Annotated in this window: 16 protein-coding genes; 5 read left to right on the plus strand and 11 right to left on the minus strand. The window is 61.3% G+C overall.

What is annotated here, in order from left to right:
- Position 1: 1 nt before the first annotated feature.
- Both C1896_21150 and C1896_21155 read right to left on the minus strand, forming a co-directional pair.
- A complete protein-coding gene (locus C1896_21150) occupies positions 2–1,792 on the minus strand; it encodes an acyl-CoA dehydrogenase (GenBank protein ID AZZ47216.1) in 1,791 nt (596 codons plus the stop codon).
- A 2-nt stretch (positions 1,793–1,794) separates the two neighbouring features.
- Positions 1,795–3,033: a 3-hydroxyacyl-CoA dehydrogenase gene (locus C1896_21155; protein AZZ47217.1), complete on the minus strand. Its 1,239-nt coding sequence runs from the start codon at positions 3,031–3,033 to the stop codon at positions 1,795–1,797.
- Between the two features lie 102 nt (positions 3,034–3,135).
- On the opposite strand from C1896_21155, the gene C1896_21160 reads away from it, so the two are divergent.
- The gene (locus tag C1896_21160) at positions 3,136–4,050 is read left to right on the plus strand and encodes a LysR family transcriptional regulator (GenBank protein AZZ47768.1); all 915 of its coding nucleotides are present in this window, start codon (positions 3,136–3,138) and stop codon (positions 4,048–4,050) included.
- A gap of 420 nt (positions 4,051–4,470) precedes the next feature.
- On the opposite strand, the gene C1896_21165 is transcribed toward C1896_21160, so the two are convergent.
- Positions 4,471–5,421 carry an alpha/beta hydrolase gene (locus C1896_21165; protein ID AZZ47218.1) on the minus strand — a complete coding sequence of 317 codons (951 nt, stop codon included), beginning with the start codon at positions 5,419–5,421 and terminating at the stop codon, positions 4,471–4,473.
- 653 nt (positions 5,422–6,074) lie between these two features.
- Between C1896_21165 and C1896_21170 the strand changes: the two genes are divergently transcribed.
- The gene (locus C1896_21170) at positions 6,075–6,287 is read left to right on the plus strand and encodes a cold-shock protein (GenBank protein AZZ47219.1); all 213 of its coding nucleotides are present in this window, start codon (positions 6,075–6,077) and stop codon (positions 6,285–6,287) included.
- 1,166 nt (positions 6,288–7,453) lie between these two features.
- On the opposite strand, the gene C1896_21175 is transcribed toward C1896_21170, so the two are convergent.
- The 4 genes from C1896_21175 to C1896_21190 all read right to left on the minus strand — a co-directional run bounded on the left by C1896_21175 (position 7,454) and on the right by C1896_21190 (position 11,045).
- Positions 7,454–8,047: a fructose-2,6-bisphosphatase gene (locus C1896_21175; GenBank protein AZZ47220.1), complete on the minus strand. Its 594-nt coding sequence runs from the start codon at positions 8,045–8,047 to the stop codon at positions 7,454–7,456.
- A 132-nt stretch (positions 8,048–8,179) separates the two neighbouring features.
- A complete protein-coding gene (locus C1896_21180; GenBank protein ID AZZ47221.1) occupies positions 8,180–8,602 on the minus strand; it encodes a ribosomal subunit interface protein in 423 nt (140 codons plus the stop codon).
- 195 nt (positions 8,603–8,797) lie between these two features.
- Positions 8,798–10,093, minus strand: a complete 1,296-nt coding sequence (locus C1896_21185; GenBank protein AZZ47222.1) for an MFS transporter — start codon at positions 10,091–10,093, stop codon at positions 8,798–8,800.
- Positions 10,094–10,127: 34 nt separating this feature from the next.
- Complete coding sequence (locus C1896_21190; protein ID AZZ47223.1) at positions 10,128–11,045, minus strand: aldo/keto reductase; 918 nt, start codon at positions 11,043–11,045, stop codon at positions 10,128–10,130.
- Positions 11,046–11,321: 276 nt separating this feature from the next.
- On the opposite strand from C1896_21190, the gene C1896_21195 reads away from it, so the two are divergent.
- Entirely contained in the window at positions 11,322–11,516 is a 195-nt protein-coding gene (locus tag C1896_21195) for a hypothetical protein (GenBank protein AZZ47224.1), read from the plus strand.
- 26 nt (positions 11,517–11,542) lie between these two features.
- Here the strand turns inward: C1896_21195 and C1896_21200 are convergent, their stop codons facing one another.
- On the minus strand, positions 11,543–13,177 hold the full coding sequence (locus tag C1896_21200; protein ID AZZ47225.1) for a methyl-accepting chemotaxis protein: 1,635 nt from the start codon (positions 13,175–13,177) through the stop codon (positions 11,543–11,545).
- Positions 13,178–13,535: 358 nt separating this feature from the next.
- Here C1896_21200 and C1896_21205 point away from each other — a divergent pair, with 358 nt between their 5' ends.
- Positions 13,536–15,557 carry a chemotaxis protein gene (locus C1896_21205; GenBank protein ID AZZ47769.1) on the plus strand — a complete coding sequence of 674 codons (2,022 nt, stop codon included), beginning with the start codon at positions 13,536–13,538 and terminating at the stop codon, positions 15,555–15,557.
- Between the two features lie 16 nt (positions 15,558–15,573).
- Here the strand turns inward: C1896_21205 and C1896_21210 are convergent, their stop codons facing one another.
- Entirely contained in the window at positions 15,574–17,514 is a 1,941-nt protein-coding gene (locus C1896_21210) for a recombinase RecQ (GenBank protein AZZ47226.1), read from the minus strand.
- Positions 17,515–17,828: 314 nt separating this feature from the next.
- Between C1896_21210 and C1896_21215 the strand changes: the two genes are divergently transcribed.
- Positions 17,829–18,077, plus strand: coding sequence for a hypothetical protein (locus tag C1896_21215; GenBank protein ID AZZ47227.1), 249 nt, complete (start codon positions 17,829–17,831; stop codon positions 18,075–18,077).
- Between the two features lie 87 nt (positions 18,078–18,164).
- Here C1896_21215 and C1896_21220 read toward each other — a convergent pair whose 3' ends face one another.
- Together C1896_21220 and C1896_21225 are read right to left on the minus strand one after the other, a co-directional pair.
- Positions 18,165–18,767 carry a nitroreductase family protein gene (locus tag C1896_21220; GenBank protein AZZ47228.1) on the minus strand — a complete coding sequence of 201 codons (603 nt, stop codon included), beginning with the start codon at positions 18,765–18,767 and terminating at the stop codon, positions 18,165–18,167.
- A gap of 254 nt (positions 18,768–19,021) precedes the next feature.
- The gene (locus tag C1896_21225; GenBank protein AZZ47229.1) at positions 19,022–20,563 is read right to left on the minus strand and encodes a phosphoenolpyruvate carboxykinase (ATP); all 1,542 of its coding nucleotides are present in this window, start codon (positions 20,561–20,563) and stop codon (positions 19,022–19,024) included.
- Positions 20,564–20,597: the final 34 nt, after the last annotated feature.

Below are 20,597 nucleotides of genomic sequence, written 5' to 3' on the forward strand. Positions count from 1 at the left end.
CTCAAAACGCGAAATCGCTGTCCGGCAACGCCATCAAACACGCGGCGCCGCCCTGGATCGCTTCCCGATGCGCACTGGCCCGTGGCAACACACGGCGCAGATAGAAGTCCGCACTGGCCAGCTTGGCCTGATAGAACGCCTCCTCCCCCGCCCCCTGCTCCAGTGCATCCTGCGCGCGAGCCGCCGCCTGCAACCAAAGCCCGGCCAACAGCACATAAGCCGAGTACTGCAGGAAATCCACCGACACCGCGCCGATTTCCTGCGGGTCACGGCCGGTCGCGGCGATGATCTCGGCGCTCAGCTCACGCCACTCGCCGATCCGCGCTTGCACCTTGCTGGCCATGTCATGCAGTGCTGGCCGGTCAACCTGCTGGTCGCAAATCTCGCTGAACTCGGCCTGCAGCGCGGACAGCTCAGTGCCACCATCGCCGAGCAGCTTACGGCGGATGTAATCCAGCGCCTGGATGCCGTTGGTGCCCTCGTAGAGCTGGGTGATGCGGCTGTCGCGCATCAATTGCTCCATGCCCCACTCGCGAATGTAGCCATGACCGCCATAGACCTGCACCCCTAGGCTCGCGACCTCCTGGCCCATGTCAGTGAAGAACGCTTTGACGATCGGGATCAGCAATGCCGCACGCTTGCTCGCCGCCTTGCGGTAGCTCGGCTCGGGATGGCCGTGTTCGAGGTCCAGCTGCCGGGCGCAATAGGCGGCCAGCATGCGGCTGCCCTCGACCAGGGTTTTCTGCGTCAGCAGCATGCGCCGCACGTCCGGGTGGACGATGATCGGGTCGGCGACCTTGTCGGGATGCTGCGCACCGGCCAAGCCACGTGATTGCAAGCGCTCACGGGCATAGGCCAGCGAGCCCTGATAAGCCTGTTCAGCGATACCCAGGCCCTGCAAGCCGACCTGAAAGCGCGCGTCGTTCATCATGGTGAACATGCAGGCCAGGCCCTGGTTCGGCTCACCGACGACCCAGCCGGTGGCGCCGTCGAAGTTCATCACGCAGGTCGCCGCGCCCTTGATGCCCATCTTGTGTTCGATGGCACCGCAACTCAGCGCGTTGCGCTCGCCCGGGGTGCCATCGGCATTGGCGATGAACTTGGGCACCAGCAGCAGACTGATGCCTTTGACCCCGGCCGGCGCATCCGGCAGGCGCGCCAGCACCAGATGGACGATGTTCTCGCTCATATCGTGCTCGCCGCCGGAGATAAAGATCTTGCTGCCACTGACCCGGTAGCTGCCGTCCGCCTGGGGTTCGGCCTTGGTGCGCAGCAACGCGAGATCGGTGCCGGCCTGCGGCTCGGTCAGGCACATGGTGCCGCTCCAGCTACCGCTGACCAGCTTCTCCAAATAGGCGTTTTTCAGTTCGTCGCTGCCGTGCTTGTGCAGCGCCAGCACCGCGCCCTCGGTCAGGCCGGAGTAGATGCGAAAGGACAGCGAGGCGCCCATCAGCATTTCGTGAAAGTTACAGGCCACCAGCTGAGGGAAGCCCTGGCCGCCGTACTCGGTTGGGCCAGTCATGCTCGCCCAACCGTTGTCGACGTACTGTTTGTAGGCCTCGACGAAGCCTTGCGGCGTCCGCACCTCGCCGTTCTCGAGGGTCACGCCCTCTTCGTCGCTGTTGCGATTGAGTGGCGCGATCTCGCCGCCGGTGTAGCGAGCCGCTTCTTCCAGCACGCCATCGATCAGCTCACGGTCCAGCCCGTTACCGAGCAGCGCGCAATGGGTAGTGGCATCGAACAGCTCGTGCAACACGAAGCGCATATCGCGCAGCGGGGCCTTGTATTCCATGCTCAGGCTTCCTTCTTGTAGTCGGCGAAACGACTGCTAAGCGTGGCCAGGCTGTCGATCAGCTCGGCAGGCTGCCAATGTTCGCCGTGGCGCTCGGCCAGGGCGTTCAGGCGATCCCGAATGGCGATCAGCCCCTCGCGATCCGCCCAGGTCATCGGCCCGCCGACTTCGGCGGGGAAGCCGTAACCGTTGAGGTAGACGGTATCGATATCGGCACTCGACTCGGCCATGCCTTCCTCGAGGATTTGCGCGCCTTCGTTGACCAGCGCCAGCAGGCAGCGCTCGAGGATTTCTTCGCTGCCGATCTCACGACGCTGATAGCCCAATCGCTCGGACTCACGCTGCACCAGCGCATCCACTTCCGGGTCATGTTCGGCCTGGCGGCTACCCTCGGCGTAGCGGTAGTAGCCCATGCGCGACTTCTGGCCGAAGCGGCCCAGCTCGCAGAGACGGTTGTCAATTTGCACTTCGGGTTCGTCCTGGCCCTTGCCGGCCAGCTCGCGGGCGCGCCATTCCAGGTCGATGCCGACCACGTCGTACATGCGGAACGGCCCCATGGCGAATCCGAAGCCCTGCAGCGCGGCGTCCACCTGATGCGGGTAGGCGCCTTCGAGCAGCATGGTGCGTGCCTCGCGCACGTAGGTGGCGAGCATGCGGTTGCCGATGAAGCCCGGGCAGTTGCCGGCAATCACGCTGACTTTGCCCATGCGCTGGCCGAGCGCGGTGGACGCGTCGAGCACTTCCTTCGAAGTCTTCGCGCCGCGGACGATCTCCAGCAGCTTCATGATGTGCGCAGGGCTGAAGAAGTGCAGACCCACAACCTGCTCCGGACGCCCCGTGACAACGGCGATGGCGTCGATGTCCAGCGCCGAGGTGTTGCTGGCCAGGATGCCGCTCGGCTTCACGATGCCGTCTAGCTCGCGGAAAATGTTCTGCTTGAGTTCGAGGTTTTCGTAAACCGCTTCGATCACCAGATCGACATCGGCCAGCGCCTGGTAATCCGCCGCCTTGCTGATGCAGGCGCGTCGCGCAGCCGCTTGAGTCTCGTCGATGCGACCCTGCCGCACGTTGTGCGCGTAGGTGTCAGCCACCACGCCCAGCGCCTGCTCCAGCATCTCGGGGTTGTTGTCCAGCCAGCGCACCTGCACGCCGGCGTTGGCCAGGCTCATGACAATACCGCGGCCCATGGTGCCCGCGCCGATTACGGCGGCGGTCTGGATATCGAAGCGGGTTTGGCTCATTGCAGCTGTCCTCGTCGCACGGCGGAAAAAACTGGAGACCAACCATAGACGAAGACGCTACTATTTTTGAAATTTAGTCTTGTGATGTTTCAGATTCATCAGATGAATATCTACAACTTCGACCTCAATCTACTCCGCGTGCTAGACGCCTTGCTGCGCGAACGCAACGTCTCGCGTGCCGCCGAGCGGCTGTCGCTCAGCCAACCGGCCGTCAGCAATGCGCTCAATCGTCTTCGCGAATTGCTCGATGACCCGCTGCTGGTGCGTGTCGGCCGCGCCATGCAGCCCACGCCGCGCGCGCTGAGCCTGGAAGCGCCGATTCGCGATGCGTTGCAGCAGATCGAACACACGCTCAATGCCGGTGACTGCTTCGACCCTGCCAGAAGCCGCCAGCGCTTCGTGATCGCCGTGACCGATTACGTCGAGCTGATCTGCATGCCCGCGCTGATGGCGCACCTGACCCGGGTCGCACCGGGCGTGCAGCTCGCAATCCGACACCTGACCCCGAGCCTGCCTGCCGAAGCGTTGGATAATGGCGAACTGGATCTGGTACTGGGTCGTTTCGTTGAGGTGCCGACGCGCTTTCACACGCGTCGTTGGGCCAGCGAGACCCTGCAGGTCGCCATACGCAAGGGCCATCCGCTGGTTAGCGAGACGCTCAACCTCGATGGTTTTCTGCGCCTTCGCCACCTCTGGGTGCACGGCGGGCAAACGCGCGGAATGGTCGATCAATGGCTGGAAGAACAAGGGTTGAGCCGGGACGTTGTGTATACCACCCCGAACTACCTTCAAGCTGCGCATATTGTCGCCAGCAGTGATCTGGCCGCCGTACTGCCAACACAGCTGGCTCGCTATTTCGCGGAGCTGCTCCCGCTGCAGCTACTCGACCTTCCCTTCGATCTCGGCAGCTTTCGGTTGGATATCGTCAGCGTCGCCCAGCGTGAACGGGATGCAGCTTTGCAATGGCTGATCGAGCAGATCGTAGCGGTCGGTGAAAATCACAGCCTGCAGCGCTAAGGCCGTTCAGCGCTGATTGGAACCGGGGTCACTGACAGCCTCGACGGGTCTCCGTAGAAATGCCCAGCAGTTTTCATAGGCAACAAAAAACCCGCCGAAGCGGGTTTTTCCTGACCATCCGAATCCTTCCGGTTGCCGTCCTGGCGATGGTCGATCTTCCTTGATCCTGAGCGCGTCCTGCGCTTCAGAGCTGGGCATAGATTAGTCATTCGACTGAATCAGCTAAAGAGCCAAAGGCTGGGATCCTTGTAAGCATTTCGCCATTCGGGAACAAACGCATCGTTTCGAGGTATCGCCTGTTTGAGTTTGTCGCCTTTCCCTCGACTGCCACATTGGCGGATGCAAACGCAATTACGCAAAGTGGCTTTTGTCGGACCGGGACGCCGAGCGGCCCCGTGTCATGGGTGCTCGGCGGGCCGATTACTTCCGTAGGAAGGCCAGCAGATCCTGATTCAGTCGCTCCTTGTGCGTGTCGGTCAGGCCATGCGGTGCGCCTGGATAGATGATCAGCTCGGCATCCTTGACGATGCTCGCCGAGGCGCGTGCTGAGGTATCGATCGGCACGATCTGATCATCGCCGCCGTGAATCACCAGCGTAGGGACGTCAAATTTGCGCAAGTCTTCGCGGAAATCGGTGGCCGAGAAGGCTGCGATGGAATCGTAAGTGTTCTTGTGCCCGGCCTGCATGCCCTGCACCCAGAACGACTGGATAAGACCTTGAGAAGGCGTCGCATCTGGCCGGTTGTAGCCAAAGAACGGGCCGGAGGCGATATCCAGATAAAGCTGGGAGCGATTGTCCAGCGAAGCCTGGCGAAGCCCGTCGAACACCTCCAGCGGCACCCCATCGGGGTTGCTCTCGGTCTTGAGCATCAACGGCGGCACCGAGGCGACCAGCACCGCTTTCTTTACCCGAGCCGTGCCGTGGCGACCAATGTAGCGGGCCACTTCACCGCCTCCTGTTGAAAAGCCGATCAGCGTCGCGTCCTTCAGATCCAGCGCTTCGAGAACTGCCGCGAAATCATCCGCGTAATGGTCCATGTCGTTGCCGTCCCAGGGCTGGCTGGAGCGGCCGTGTCCGCGGCGGTCATGAGCGACGACGCGATAGCCCTTCGACGCCAGGAACATCATCTGCGACTCCCAGCTGTCCGAGTTCAGCGGCCAGCCGTGGCTGAAGGTAACGACCTGCCCGTCACGCGGGCCCCAGTCCTTGTAGTAGAGGCTTACACCGTCTTTCGTGGTGACATAGCTTTCGGAGCGTTCGCTGCCCAGCGTTGCAGCTGAGCGGGTATCGCCAGCTTGAGCAGCTTGTGCTGTGACAGCGGTGGCCAGCGTAAGGGCGGCGAGAGTCAGTGCGCGGTTCAGTGTGCTCATGATCATTTCCTCGATAGGTTAAAGGCTTGCCCGTCCGGCGATGTGTGCCGGCCGATGAAGCTATGTTGCCCATCTGCTGAAACCGAATGGGTTCAAAAAGTCTTTGAAATGATGCAGATCGTCTAATACGAGAGATAGAGTCTGTGAAGACCGCAGGGGACGCTTGCAGAGGCCTGCTAGGTGGGCAAGGGGACGATCGCGCTACGGTGCGACCTCTCTATAGCCTCCTTAACAACACTGGCAGAACGCCCGAGGCAGGACTGATCGCTGCTCATGATGCGGTCTTGGTAGATCACTCGATAATGCGAAAACCAGACGGAGCCCGGTGCATATATGTGCACCGAAAAACTAAAGATCGAGTGATTAATGTCAGGCTTATTTATCAAGCAGCTAGGTCAAATAATTTAATTGGAAATGAGTAAATTGCACCGACTATTCACTTCAGTTAATCAGTTGAATATCAATCTAAATAAACAAAAGCTGTACTTATTTTTTTATCTGCGTATATTCGTGACCACTGCTTCGCAATTAACACTTCGACACCCGGCATGATGTTTCTCTGTTTCATCTCCTCGGTTCGTTTTGCTTCTCGCTTCTCAGTCTCGGCGCCGAACGGTTCAGCGCTGCAGCCTTAAAACACCTGGGAGATACTCATGTCTACTCGTCAAAATGGCACAGTTAAATGGTTCAACGATGAAAAAGGTTTCGGCTTCATTACGCCGACCGACGGCAGCGAAGACCTGTTCGTTCATTATCGTTCGATCGAAAGCGCAGGTTTCAAAAGCCTGAGCGAAGGCCAAGCTGTTTCTTTCATGGCTACTAAAGGCCAGAAAGGAATGCAGGCTGATCAGGTTCAAGTCTCCTAAGACGCCTGATTAAAAAAAGCCCCGCTTCGGCGGGGCTTTTTTTCGTCCGAATTATTTAATTCACGCATAGAAGCTAGTCGACCAGATATTCGTTCGATCACGCATTGGCATCTCCTGGCAGACAAACCATGAGGCAATCGGTCATCGGGCCGGGCCGGGACGGTGAAAGCTCCGCGCTGAAAAATCAAAAACCCGCCGAAGCGGGTTTTTTCTGGCCTGTCCGAATCCTTGCGAACGCCATCCAGGGCGGGGGCCGATCATCCTGATCCTGAGCGCGTCCTGCGCTTCAGAGTGAGGCCAGAATAACCGGGGACGAAGCAGTTCCTGAATAGCGATATCCCTGCGCCCGATGTAAGCCGTGACCCTAGATCAGCTTGAGACATGACCAGAGCCGCGCGCTAAAAAGAGCCTTCAGATTCGTCGAAATCCACGCCACCCCTACCGTTGCGCTGTAGGCGCGTTCGACGACCGGGCGGATCGCGCGCCAAGCGAGTCGTTTAGCCCGAACGGCGCGCAGGTCAGCCTAAGAATTGTCGCGCCGGAGCCTATGCATGGCATCAGTGCTCGCTAATATCGAGCACCGGACCGATAGGCAGGCCTCGAATGCATGCCTCGGCACAGCCTATTGGTCGTAGCTTTAACCAGCTAGCGTGGCCTCGCTGCATGCGGCGTATCGGTCGGATACGGGTTACGCGATGGGCTTGCCGCTTGCTCCATCGAAACCGCCCCCTGATCAAGCGAGCCGGCGCCCCCTGGGCGGGGTGCAGAAAAGCAAAAACCCGCCGAAGCGGGTTTTTTCTGACCTTTCCGAATCCGTTCGAGCGCCTTCCTGGCCATGGTCGATCGTCCTGATCCTGAGCGCATCCTGCGCTTCAGAGTGGGCATAGATTAATTACTTCAGCCCCGAAGCTGAAGCGGCGATCTGCGCAGGTTGTTGTAAGCCTTTCGCTATTGGTGCGTAAACGATCGGACACCGAAGCCATTGCGGAGCAGCCAGGCCAGTTCCGAAAACTGCGCTAATTGTCGCGGCTAATACCAGCAAAAAGCGCTGAATAGCAGCTATCTCTCAGCTTAACGCATCGATCAACACGCTGATTTAGCTGTGTTCTACCTGTAAGCAAAGAGTCGCTTCGAGAACCGCCCTATAGCCCTACGTTTTGTCAGAATTACTCCTGTCGGCTTTCGGTTTCGCAGCTCAAGGCCTGCTTGCGGTATCGACTCGGATGCCAGTAGCCCGACAGCAGTGGTAGCGGCGGTCCGTGCCAACCGCGGCGTCGCAGCTGCGTGGCGATTAGCGCATTCATGATCTTGTGCCCCATCAACAACACGCTGCCATGGGTTTCTGCCAGTTCGACGAGCTTGTCTGCAGCCGCACTGGCCCGTCGCTTTGACTCGCTGACTGGTTCAGTGTGACGCGCGAAACCGAGAAACCAGGCTGTTCGGAAAGTGATGCGCCAGACACGCGAAGGCATCAACGGATACGTCCAGTCGGGATAAGGCAGGTGCGCCTCGGCGAACAACGGATCGGGCTGGTGCAGGCATTGGCAGTTCAGGTGCTCGCGCGACTCCACGCAGCGCATCAGCGAGCTGCAAACCACGGTGCCGGCTGCATCGGCGAGTCGCCGCAGGGATTCGGGCCGCTCACCAGCGACGACACTGGCGGCGTTGTAACGCTCGACCCAATCCTTCATGCCGGCCGGCGTGCTCCACGGGTCGGCACTGTGGTCAGGCCGCCCATGACGCACCAGGATGATCTGCATGACGGGGCTACCAGACGGGACGATACTTATTCGAAACGTAACGGCAAAGCCGGTTCCGGGCTGTTCAAAAGATAACGGGACCGATGCGGATACGGGTGGGAAGGCCCTGGTACAAGACCAGGGCCGGACGGCTTACTTATCGAGGGCTTCCTGTTTTTCCAGGAAATCTTCTTCGAGCATCGCATCCTTGACTGCCTGCGGTTGTTCATCAAGCAGCGGATCATTGATCTCACCCCCTGAGAGCACCTTGGTATCCAGCTTGCCCATCAGGTGTTCAAGCGCATGACGCATCTTCTCGACAGCCCCATCGACCGCAAGCTGCAACGACTCGGCTTTGTGGGTGACCGACACGGCTTGATGCCCCTTAGGGCGCGCTTCTATCTGGCAGCGCTTGTCATCAGCGCCAGCCTTTTGTGCATTCTCGTCGCTGACATGCACTTCGATGCGAGTGAGGAAATCGTCGAAGCGCTCCAGCCGCTCCTCTACGGTCGAACCGACCCATTCATGCAGCTCGACGCTGCCGGGGATGTGGTGGCTGTTGACTTGGACATGCATACGACTACTCCTGATTGATGACGTACCTACTAGGGTTCGAGGCGTCTGTACCGCCGAGGTTCAGCGGCTTCGTCTGTATGAATTGTCGCCAGACGTTGATTGGCCTCGCCTGACGCAGGTCAGTGAAGCGGCGCGCCGGGCACAGGCGTCGTCTCGCGTGCCTGATCATCAGCCGCTACGCCTCTTTAACCGATGTTATTCGTCCCCGGTTCGCCTATTCGCCTGATCGGCCTGCGCACCGAGCCGCCATCCCACCGCACCCCATACCGCCGCACTCACCGCGCCGACCAGGGCAACCAGCCAGACACCGTGGCCGAGGCTGTCGAGAAGAGCTTTGGCCCAGCCGCTCAGAGCATCACCACCGCGATAAACGACCGTATCGATGAAATTCTTCGCCTTGTATTTGCTCTCGGCATCCAGGGGAGCGAAAAGCATCTCCCGACCCGGGCGGACAAAGGCATACTCGCCGACGCGGCGCACGATCATCACCGCCGCCAGCGCAGCAAAGCTCGGCGCCAGCGCCAGTCCGATGAAACCCAGGCACACCAGCGCCGGTACCGCAGTGAGCAGCACTCTGACCCCTAGACGCTGGGCGATGCGCCCGGTAATGAACAGCTGCGACAGCAACGCGCCAGCCTGGACCACGAAGTCGATTGCCCCGAAGACTCGCACCTGCTCGGCGCGGTCGGGAAACAGCTCGGCTACCAACCGCGCCTGCTCGAAATAGAGGAAGGTACTGGCGGTGGTCAGCAGCAGCACGAAAGCTGCAATGCCCAGCAGGTAGCCCGAACCGAGCACCCTTGTCAGGCCACTGAACGGATTGCCCGCCACCGGCCGTTTTGGACTTTCGGCATGCTCCGCGCCGGGCCTGCCCGCGCCCAACACCTCGCGCCAATCCATCAGGTAATGCTTGATCACCACCGCAGCCGCCAGCAGCAGCGCTGCCAACAACATCAGCCCAAACTGGCCAAGCACGCCCACCAGCAAGGCGCTCATGGCAGGCCCGACCAGCCCGCCGACACTGGCACCAGCGGCGATGAAGGCAAACAGGCGCCGCGCCTGAGGCGCGTCGAACACATCGGCCATCAGACTCCACGCCACCGACACCACGAACAGGTTGTAGACCGAGATCCACACATAGAACACCCGTGCCAGCCAGACGCTGTCGTCGAGCAGGAAGAACAGCGTGGCGAACAGCAACAGGTTGCTGCAGAAGAAGCCGTACACCCAGTCGATGTAATGGATGCGCGCCACCCGCGAGTTGATCCAGGCGAACAGCGGCACGGCGAACAGCATGGAAAAAAAAGTCGCGGTGAACAGCCATTGCAGGTTGTCGACGCCCCCCTGAATCCCCATGGACTCACGAATCGGTCGCAGCATGAAGTAGCCGGAGAACAGGCAGAAGAAAAGGCCGAACCCAGCCAGTGCCGCACTCAGCTCACCGGGACGGGCATTGATCGTAACTGCTGCGCGCGCAGCGAGCGGCTTCATTAATCAGCCTCCGCTGAAGCCTCTCCAACCGGCTTCATTGAAAGGCTTCGACGATCATTTCTCGCTGGCGCGCGTCCGGCAAACGGCCCTGCCCGGCCATGATGTTGTCGGCCATGTAACGCGGATTGGAGGTGGCGGGAATCACCGTGGTCACCGCCGGCTCAGCGAGAATGAACTTGAGCAACAGCTGTGCCCAGGAACTGGCATCGACATCCGACGCCCAAGTCGGCAGTGGCTTGCCCTTGACCCGCGAGAGCAGGTTGCCGCGGGTAAAAGGCCGGTTGATTAGCGTGGCAATGCCGTTATCAGCGCAATACGGCAGCAATCGTTTTTCGGCGTTGCGCTCGCTGACCGAATAGTTGAACTGAACGAAGTCGACCGGCTCCTGCTTGAGCACCTCGAGCAACCGATCATGGGCGGATTCGACATAGTGCGTCACGCCGATATAACGGATGCGCCCCTGTTCCTTGAGCTCGCGCAACAGGCCCAGTTGGGTACGCGTGTCCTGCAGGTTGTGCACTTGAATCAGGTCGATCATGTCGGTCTGCAGCGTCTCGAAACTCTTCTCGATCTGTGCCAGACCACGCTCACGGCCAGTGGCGGAGACCTTGGTCGCGAGGAAAACCTGATCACGCACGTCACGACGCTGGATCAGCTCCCCCACCACGCGATCGGCATTGCCGTAGCTCGGCGCGGTATCGATCACCTTTGCGCCGCCTTCGACGAAGACTCGCAGCACATCCAGCAAGGCCTGCATGTCAGGGTCGTCGACACGGATGTCATGCGTACGCGAGGTGCCCAGCCCGATCACCGGAAGCAATTCGCCGGAGGCAGGGATCGGTCGCACTCGCAACGCTTCGGCGGCTCTTCCCAGCAATGGCAACAGCGGCCCGAGGGTGGCAACAGTGGCTAACAGGGCGGAACGATAGAGCAGCTGACGGCGAGTCTGCATGAGCGGGTCTCCGGGTCGGGCGGTGGCGGCGACGTTGAGTATGGTCGACGCCGCACGACGCACCGGTAGATCCGATGACCAGAGCTTTTCTGTATGTGACAGCGCAGTGAGAGCAGACCGCCCAAGATGCGCAGCTTGCAAGAACAGGCAGCCCATCGGCTCGGCCGCGCAGTGGTGGCATTATGCTTTCATTTAAGTTCTACTTCGCCGCGCCAAACTGGCAAGCACCGGCTCAGCTCGACCCATAGCTGCGGCTTGCTTCCTATCGAGAGACCGATGCACCCAACCCCTTCACGCCCCAGCGGGCAACCGACCAACGCAGCGCCACTGAAACAGCGCCGCAGGAGACAGCGCCTGATCAGCCTGGCCTATGCCCTGGGGCTGCTGCTGGTGTTTCTGCTCAGTCTGTTGCTGTTACCGGACGACGCCGGGCTGGGCAAGCTACTCTGGGGCGCACGCGGCCCCGGCTAGCCGATCGCCACGAACCACGGGAGCGGTCAGACCTGGAAACGTCCCACCAGGGCAGCCAGACTCTGGGACAGCCCCGACAATTGCTGACTGGCCTGCATGCTTTTCGATGAATTGGCGGCCGCATCATCGGAGAGATCTCGGATATCGCTGATGTTGCGGGCAATCTCCTCGGTGACGCTGCTCTGCTCCTCACAGGCCGTAGCAATCTGCGCCGCCATGTCATTGATGCGCTGAACCGACTGCGTCGTATCCGCCAGCACCTGATCGACCCCAGCAGCCCGTTCTACGCTGTCGCGCGCCTTGCTACTGCCGGCATGCATCGCCTGCACGGCCTTGGCGACGCCCCCCTGCAACCGCTCGATGCGTAGCTGAATGTCCTTAGTCGAATCCTGAGTACGGCCCGCCAACGCTCGCACCTCGTCCGCCACCACGGCGAAACCACGACCCTGCTCGCCGGCACGGGCGGCCTCGATGGCGGCATTCAGCGCCAGCAGGTTGGTCTGCTCGGCAATACCGCGAATCACTTCAAGCACCGCACCGATGCTGGCGGTCTCCTCAGCCAGTGCCTCAATAGTTTTCGAGGTGCTTTCCACTTCCTGAGCCAGCTGACGGATCGACTGGACGGTACTGCTGACCACGGCAGCGCCCTGGCTTGATTGTTGTTGCGCATCGCGTGCCGCATCCGAGGCGTTCTGTGCATTCAGCGCGACCTCGTGTACCGCAGCGCTCATTTCCGTGGCAGCCGTGCTGACCTGGTCCACTGCGGCGTGCTCGCTGTTGATCAATTGATCATTGGTCGCCGCCATCCGCGCCATGTCACGTGCAGCCGTATCGACTTCCGCCGTCACCCGACCGACTTCGGCGATCAGTGGTTGCAGCTTGTCGAGAAAGCGATTGAACGCATTGCCGAGCTGGCCCAGCTCGTCAGCCGAGCGAACGTCCAGGCGGGCGCGCAGATCGCCGTCGCCCTCAGCGATCTGCTGCACACGGTCGAGCAGCCGGCGCAGCGGCTTGAGCACCACCAGCGGCAGGCCGAGCACCAGCAGCACGCAGCCCAGCAAGCCGATCACCAGCAGCGTGCCCTGTTGCGTCTCGGTGCTCGCGCCCTCGGCGATCGCCGCCGCGCCGATCTCGTGGGCAGCTTCATCCTCCAGATTGCCGAGCTGATCGATGGCGTCACGCATGCTGTCGAAGCGTGCCTCGCTGTCGCCGAAGCTCAACGTGCTGGCCGCCTGCGGGTCAAGGTCGATCTGCTCGATGACCCGCTGCGACACCGCCGACCATTGGGCGAACCCGCGGTTGAATTGCTCGACCAGCGCCATGGCCTCAGGCCCCGGCTGCATCGCCGCATATTTCTGCACCCGGTCGTAGGCCTGCTGAAGATTTTCCGCGTGGCTGGCCTTGAGTGCATCGAGGTGATCCCCCGCATCGCTGTCGAGCAGGCTGCGCTCAGCGACGAAGGCTTGATAGAGGTCGCGGTCGGCATTGAGCAGCAGGCTGATGGCAGGCAGATGCCGCGACGCGAGCCGCTCGCTGGAATCGGCGACGCGCTCGATGCCGCGTATGCCAAAGACTCCCATCAGCACAAGCAGGATGGCGAGCGCCGCGATGGGCAGGGTGATTTTCCAGCGGAATCCGAGATCGACGAAAAGGCGGGGCATGACAGTGCTCCTTGGCAGGCTTATCCATGGCTATCGGCCGCAATGGCTGCGGCAACAGGTCACCCGTCGACCATTGCACAGCAACCGCAACGTTCCGTTGAGGCAGGTCAACCCGCGAGACAGGCGGCCCGGCATTGCCGGAGGCGTGCCACTGGCACCCACCGGTACTTTCGGATGAATGCCAAGGTTGCATGGCGATCTTTCCGCCGGCGACCGATAACGTGTCGGACGGAGATACCGCCTAGCCGTCTGCAGGCGACCCTGCCGAAGCCGATAACCAAGACAGCCGATCAGCGTTTCGACCGGTGCGGGAGCGGGCCGATGTTCCGCTTCGTCCTACCAAGCGCGAGTAATGCCCATGTTTACGCTCTCCCGATTCAAGCCAGGCCACACGCAAACCAACGGCACGGCAAGCTTGCTCTGCTCGGCTCAGCAGCTCTCACAGCAGCTCGCCGCCCTGCGCTTCAACCCGACCTACATTGCCGGCTTCGTCTCGCCGCATGTAAATCTCGATGAGGTGGCTCGGCAGGTATCGCAGCGCTTTCCGAACGCAACGATCAGCCTGTGTACCACGGCGGGCGAGCTGTCCAGCGAGGGCCAGCGGCTCTACTGTGCGACCGGCGCACAGTGGGATCGGGTAGTGCTGCAGCTGTTCGACGCCAGCGTGATCGCCGCGGCCGAGATCGTCCGCGTGCCGCTGGAGTGCGAGGACATCCGCGGCGGGGGCCAGCGGCTGTCGATGGGCGAACGCATCGCGCGCCTCACGGCGTCGATCAAGCGTGTGCAGGTGTCGATGAAGATCGATTACCGCGACACCTTGGCAAACATTTTCTTCGATGGTCTCTCCGCGTCTGAATCCTTCTTCATGGAAGCGCTGTACGAGTCCGGGCGTTTTCCCTGCCTGTTCGTCGGCGGCTCGGCCGGTGGCAAGCTGGATTTTCAGAAGACTCAACTGCATGACGGCAAGCGCAGCTACCAGAACCATGCGCTGATCGTCTTCCTCAAATGCGCGCCGGACGTGCGCTTCGGCGTGTTCAAGAGCCAGAATTTCGAGCCGACGCCGCTCAGCCTGAGCGTACTCAGCGCCTCCCTGGAGGATCGCTACATCAGCCAGGTGGTCGACTCACGCGGCAACATCCGCACCATGGTCCAGGCGCTGTGCGAGGCGCTCAAGTGTGCGCCGCAGGAGCTCGAGCAGCGACTGTCTGACTACTCCTTCGCCATCCGCGTCGGCGAGGAAGTGTTCGTCCGCTCGATCTCGCAGATCGACTTCGCCAACGAGCGGGTGCACCTGTTCTGCGACGTCGCGCCGGGCGAGGAGCTGATCATGGTCAAACGCACACCGCTGGCCGAAACCACCCGCCGTGACTATCAACGATTCATGCAGAACAAACCCGGCAAACCGTTGGTGGGCATCCTCAACGACTGCATCCTGCGCCGGCTGAACAACGAGCAGGCACTGGGCGGCATGGACCCGGTGTTCGATGACGTGCCGGTGGCCGGCTACTCGACCTTCGGCGAGATCCTCGGGCTCAACCTCAACCAGACCCTGACCGCGGTGTTCTTCTTCCGCACCAACGGCAAGGATGAGTTCCACGACGAGTACACCGACAACTTCATCGCCTACCACGGCGAGTTCAAGGCGTTCTTCCTGCGCCGGCAGATCAAGAAGCTGACCGGCCTGAGCCAGGTGGTGGTCAAGCAGATCGAACAGTTCAAGCGCCAGGACTACAGCAGCGCGGTCGACATCAACGGCCTCGACGAACACATCCGCCCGGTGTTCCGCGGCCTGGCCGACCTTGGCCAGGTGCTGTCCCAGGCTGATCATGAGCGGCAGTCCATGTCCGAGCAGCTGAGCCAGTGCGCCAACGAGCTGCACGGCTCGATGGACGACCTGACGCTGAACATCAACCAGCAGGGCACGGTCATCGAACAGGCTGGCAGCTCGGTCAAGCAGATGGTCCACCAGGCCGACGAGGTAGTCAGCAGCGCCCGCGATCTGGCGCAGTCGAGTCAGCGCATCCAGTCGGTGGTGCAGACCATTCAGCAAATCGCCGGGCAGACCAACCTGCTGGCGCTCAACGCGGCGATCGAAGCAGCGCGCGCCGGCGAGCAAGGCCGCGGGTTCGCGGTGGTGGCCGACGAAGTGCGCAAGCTGGCCGAGATCACCGGCAAGAACGCCGAGGAAATCGGCACCGACATCGACCGCCTGGCCAGCGAGATTCGCGCGGTGGCGCAGCACATCGAGACCCAGTCGGCCGGTGTCGGCTCGCTCACCGGGCTGCTCGATGCGCTGGAAAATTCGAGCAACCTCACCGCCGGCACCTCACGCCAGACCAAGGGCGTCGCCGACCGGCTGATTGGCCTGACCGCGCGCTGAGGCTCTTCGCCGACGACTAGCGCGTCAGGCGCGCACGCACCTCGGCGTAGGGATAGGCGTCCAGCGAGGCGAAACCGGGGATCTGCCGCGCCTTGAGCTTGGTGAACACCGGCACGCTGATGCCGCAGAGAAAGCGCGTCAGGCATTCAGCGCTGGGCTCGTGGCCCTTGAGCGGCGTGTAGCGCTGACTGAATTCGGCGCAGCGGGCATCGACATCCATCTCGCCCAGCGGCGCCAATGGCGGCGGTTCCGGTAGTTGCGCAACCTGCCCGCGACAGACCGAGCAATGGTCACACTTTTGCGGCGCCTGCTGATCGCCGAAATAGGCCGCCAACCGCTGACTCAGGCATTCGCTGGATTCGAACAGTGCCAGCATGTTGTCGATGCGGGTGATCTCGCTCGCTTCGTGCTGCTTGAAGTATTCATGCAGTTCGATGCTCAAGCTCTCTGCGTCGAAGTCTGGATCGAGCAGCGCATAGACGTCGGTCATCTGCTTGCTCTCCAGCTCGATCCAGCCCTTCTCCTGGAAGTACTCCAGCGCCTTGACGACCCGGCCACGGTCGGCGCCGTGTTGCTGATAGAGCGCGTCGAAATCCAGCGTGCACCAGGTCCTTGCCCGCGCCGAGGTGTGCACGATGGCCTCGACGAACTGGCGCCGCTCGCCTTCGAATCTCGCCACCAGCACCTCAGGTTCGAGCAGGTACTTGAAGCGGTACTCGGCGAAATAAGCGAAGCGTGGCGCGATGATGCCGCGCAGCTCCAGCTGCACCAACAGGGTTTTAAGCGGCAACTGGCGGATGTTGCTCTGGTCCGATAGCTGGTTGAGCATCAGCTCCCACTGTCCGCTGCCCTTTTGATCAGGAGCAGCCGCCTGTAGCAGCTCGTCGAGTACGCAGCGGATGCCCTCGCGTTCCGGCGTGTCGCCATAGACGAAGTTCTGCAGCACGCTGAGGCTGTCGCGATTTGCCAGCACCAGGCAGTCCGATGGCTTGCCATCGCGGCCGGCACGGCCGATCTCCTGGCTGTAGTTCTCCACCGACTTGGGCAGGTCGTAGTGCACCACGTTGCGGATGTCCGCCTTGTCGATGCCCATGCCGAAGGCAATGGTGGCGACGATGCAATTCAACTCGCCAGCCATAAAGCGACGCTGGATCGACTCGCGTGCGTCGTGCGCCATGCCGGCGTGATAAGCGCTGGCCGGAAAGCCTCGCTGCGCCAGATGCTCGGCGACCTGCTCGGCGGTCTTCTGCTGGGTAACGTAGACGATGGTGGGCTGCCCAGCCTTGTCCTCTAGCCATTCCACCAGCCGGCGCTGCTTGTTGAAGCCGCTGACCGGTTCGACCAGCAGATTGAGATTGGGCCGGTAGAAACCGGTCGTCACCACGTCGTCCGCGGCAATCGCGAATTTGGCCTGCATGTCGGCGATCACCGGCGGCGTCGCCGTCGCGGTCAGCAGCAGCACCTGGGGAATATTGAACTGGCGCTGATAGTCGGGAAGCTTGAGGTAATCCGGACGGAAGTTGTGCCCCCACTCGGAAATGCAGTGCGCTTCATCGACGACCAGCAGCGAGATCGGCACCTGGCTGATGAAGTTACGGAAACGCTCGTTTTTCAACCGCTCCACCGAAATCATCAGGATCTTCAGTTCGCCAGACTTGGCCCGCGTCATGGTTTCGCTGGCCTGCTCGCGGCTTTGCGCCGAATCGATGCTGGCCGCAGCGATGCCGTGCCGATGCAGAAACGCCAGTTGATCCTGCATCAACGCCAGCAGCGGCGAGACGACCAAAGTGAGATGCGGCAACAGCAGCGCCGGTAGCTGATAACACAAGGACTTGCCCGACCCGGTGGGAAAGATCGCCGCCGCCGAGCGCCCGGCCACCACGGCGCGAATGGCCTGCTCCTGGCCGGGACGGAAGCCGTCATAGCCGAATGTCTGTTTAAGCGTCTGTTCGATCATGCTGAGTCACTCCTTTGACTGGAGGCCGGAGGGTAGCAAAAGGAGGGAGACGGTACTGCAAAGCGACGGGAGGGTAACGGTCAGCCGTCTGGAAAGCGCATCGAGCCGGCCCTAAGAGGAGGGCAGAACAGACAACAAGCGAAACGGCCAGGTTATTCGGTCAATCGCCTGGATTGGAATCGGCAATTATCGTTAGCAAGCTAGCAAATTTACGATAGCCGGGCTCCTGAAAAACAAGCATAAGCGCCGCCGGATCAGGTGATCCCGCCCGCGAACAGGAACGGACCTACGAACCAGATACAGGATTTCCTGCCATGCGCGTTACCCTTGCTACTGCTGCCCTACTCCTCTCAGCCGCCTCGTTTGTCCATGCCGACAGCGCCGATTCCGAACCTTACACCTACGGCTCCCGGCTCGATATTGCCTCGGTGCTTTCCATCAAGATCGAGCCGACACCCTATTGCGAGGTGACAGATGCCGTCATGACTTATCGGGATTCTGCCGGAGAAGTCCGTAGGCTCGCCTACCGAACGCTTGCCGACAGCTGCAAGAACCAGAACTGACCAGCTACAGTTCCGAACTGGCAGACGCCGATCCGCCTTCAGGCCGATCGGCGCGCTTCGCAACCGGCGCAAGCTTATCCGAGACGATCAGAAACGATCGCGGATGACCACTTCTTCAAGCGGCAGCTTGCCAATACGTGGCTTAGGATCGGCAGTCCGCTTGCCCACCGCGACCATCATCGCGATCACATGGTTGTCCGGCAGGTTGATCAGCTTAGCCACGGCGTCGAAGTCGAAGCCATCCATCGGACAGGAATCCAGGCCTTTTCCACGTGCAGCAAGCATCAGCGTTTGGGCCATCAGGCCGCAGCTGCGCATGGCTTCGTCACGCTGTACTTGGGGCCTGTCGCGGTAGTAGTTGTCGATGGCGCCTGCCATGTAGTCCTGCACTTCGGCCGGAGCACCGTCCCAGACGCGACGGACATTTTTTTCCCAGCTATCGACCTGAGCGCAGACCACCACCAGCATCGAGGCATCGGTCATCTGCGCCTGGTTCCAGCCCACCTCGCGAATCTGCGCGCGCAGTTGCGGGTCACTCACCTCAACGAAGCGCACGTGCTGCAGGTTGAAGGCGGACGGGGCTAGGAGTGCCAGTTGCAGGAGCTCGTCCTTTTCTTCATGGCTGAGCTCAAAGCTGGCGTCATAGGCCTTGACGGCGCGGCGGGTCTGGATGGCTTCTTCGATCTGCATGATGTGGCTCCAACAGGGTTTAAACGTGGCCGTAATGCTATGCGCCAACATGCATCGAATCCATCCATGTTGGTTGATGGAAGTTATCAACCGAACCGATGAAGGGTTCGGGTAATGCCTCGCGGCTAGGGACCGCCGCGTTCGCAGCCAACCCGCCAAGGGCACTGACGCCCATCGGCCATACCGAACTGGCAGAAAGACGCCCACGAAAAAGCCGCCCGAAGGCGGCTTTTTCCATGGCTCGGCGCTACAGCTTAGAGCTGCGGGCCAGCGGCCTTGATGGCGTCGGAGACGTCGAACTTCTTGAAGTTCTCGACGAACTTGTTCGCCAGCTCCTTCGCGGCCTCGTCGTAGGCATTGACATCGGACCAGGTGTTGCGTGGGTTAAGCAGCTGGGTGTCGACGCCAGTGACGGCCTTCGGCACGTCGAGGTTGATGATCGGCAGATGCTCGGTTTCGGCACCGACCAACGCACCGCTCTGGATCGCAGCGATCACAGCACGAGTGGTCGGAATGTTGAAACGCTTGCCGACGCCGTAGCCACCACCAGTCCAGCCGGTGTTGACCAGATAGACCTTGGAGCCGAACGCCTGGATGCGCTTGATCAGCAGCTCGGCATACACGCCGGCCGGACGCGGGAAGAACGGCGCGCCGAAGCAGGTGGAGAAGGTCGACTTGATGCCGCTGCCCGAACCCATTTCGGTGGAGCCCACCAGGGCGGTGTAGCCGGACAGGAAGTGGTAAGCCGCCTGCTCTTCATTGAGGATCGAAACCGGAGGCAGAACACCGGTCAGGTCGCAAGTCAGGAAGATTACTGCGTTCGGCTCGCCGCCCAGGTTCTTCTCGGAACGCTTCTCGACGTATTCCAGCGGGTAGGCGGCGCGGCTGTTCTGGGTCAGGCTGTCATCGGTGTAGTCGGCGGCGCGCTCGCCGTTCAGTACAACGTTTTCCAGCACGGTGCCGAACTGGATGGCTTTCCAGATCACCGGCTCGTTCTTCTCGGAGAGGTCGATGCATTTGGCGTAGCAGCCGCCTTCGATGTTGAACACGACGCCGGTGCCCCAGCCGTGCTCGTCGTCGCCGATCAGATGACGCGATTCGTCTGCCGACAAGGTGGTCTTGCCAGTGCCGGAGAGACCGAAGAACAGCGTCACGTCGCCATCGTCGCCAATGTTGGCGGCGCAGTGCATCGGCAGTACGTCTTTTTCCGGCAGCAGGAAGTTCTGCACCGAGAACATGGCCTTCTTCATCTCACCGGCGTAGCGCATGCCGGCGATCAGCACTTTCTTGGCAGCGAAGTTGATGATTACGCAGCCATCGGAATTGGTGCCGTCACGTTCGGGCACGCACTCGAAGTTCGCCACGTTGAGTACCTTCCACTCCTCCTTGCCGGCCGGGTTGTAGGTTTCCGGGTTGATGAACAGTTGGCGACCGAACAGGTTCTGCCAAGCGGTGGCGGTGGTCATCTTGACCGGCAGGTAGTGATCCTCGGCGGAGCCAACATGCACGTGAGAAACGAAGAAATCCTGGTCGCGGTTGAACGCCTCGACGCGATCCCACAGCGCGTCGAACTTGTCGGCCGGGAACGGACGGTTGATCGGCCCCCAGGCAATGGAGGCCCGGGTGCTGGGCTCCTCGACTATATAGCGGTCAGCTGGCGAACGACCGGTCCGGTGGCCGGTTTTCACGACGAGCGCGCCAGTGGCGGCCAATTCACCTTCACCGCGCTTGATGGCTTCTTCGACCAGTTGAGCGGTGCTGATGTCGATGTATACGGCGTTAGTGGCTTGCGTCATGAGTTTCCCGTCGGCCCTGGGCCGATTCCTCCAT

It is taken from the genome of Pseudomonadaceae bacterium SI-3 (assembly GCA_004010935.1).
Lineage (GTDB): Bacteria > Pseudomonadota > Gammaproteobacteria > Pseudomonadales > Pseudomonadaceae > Stutzerimonas.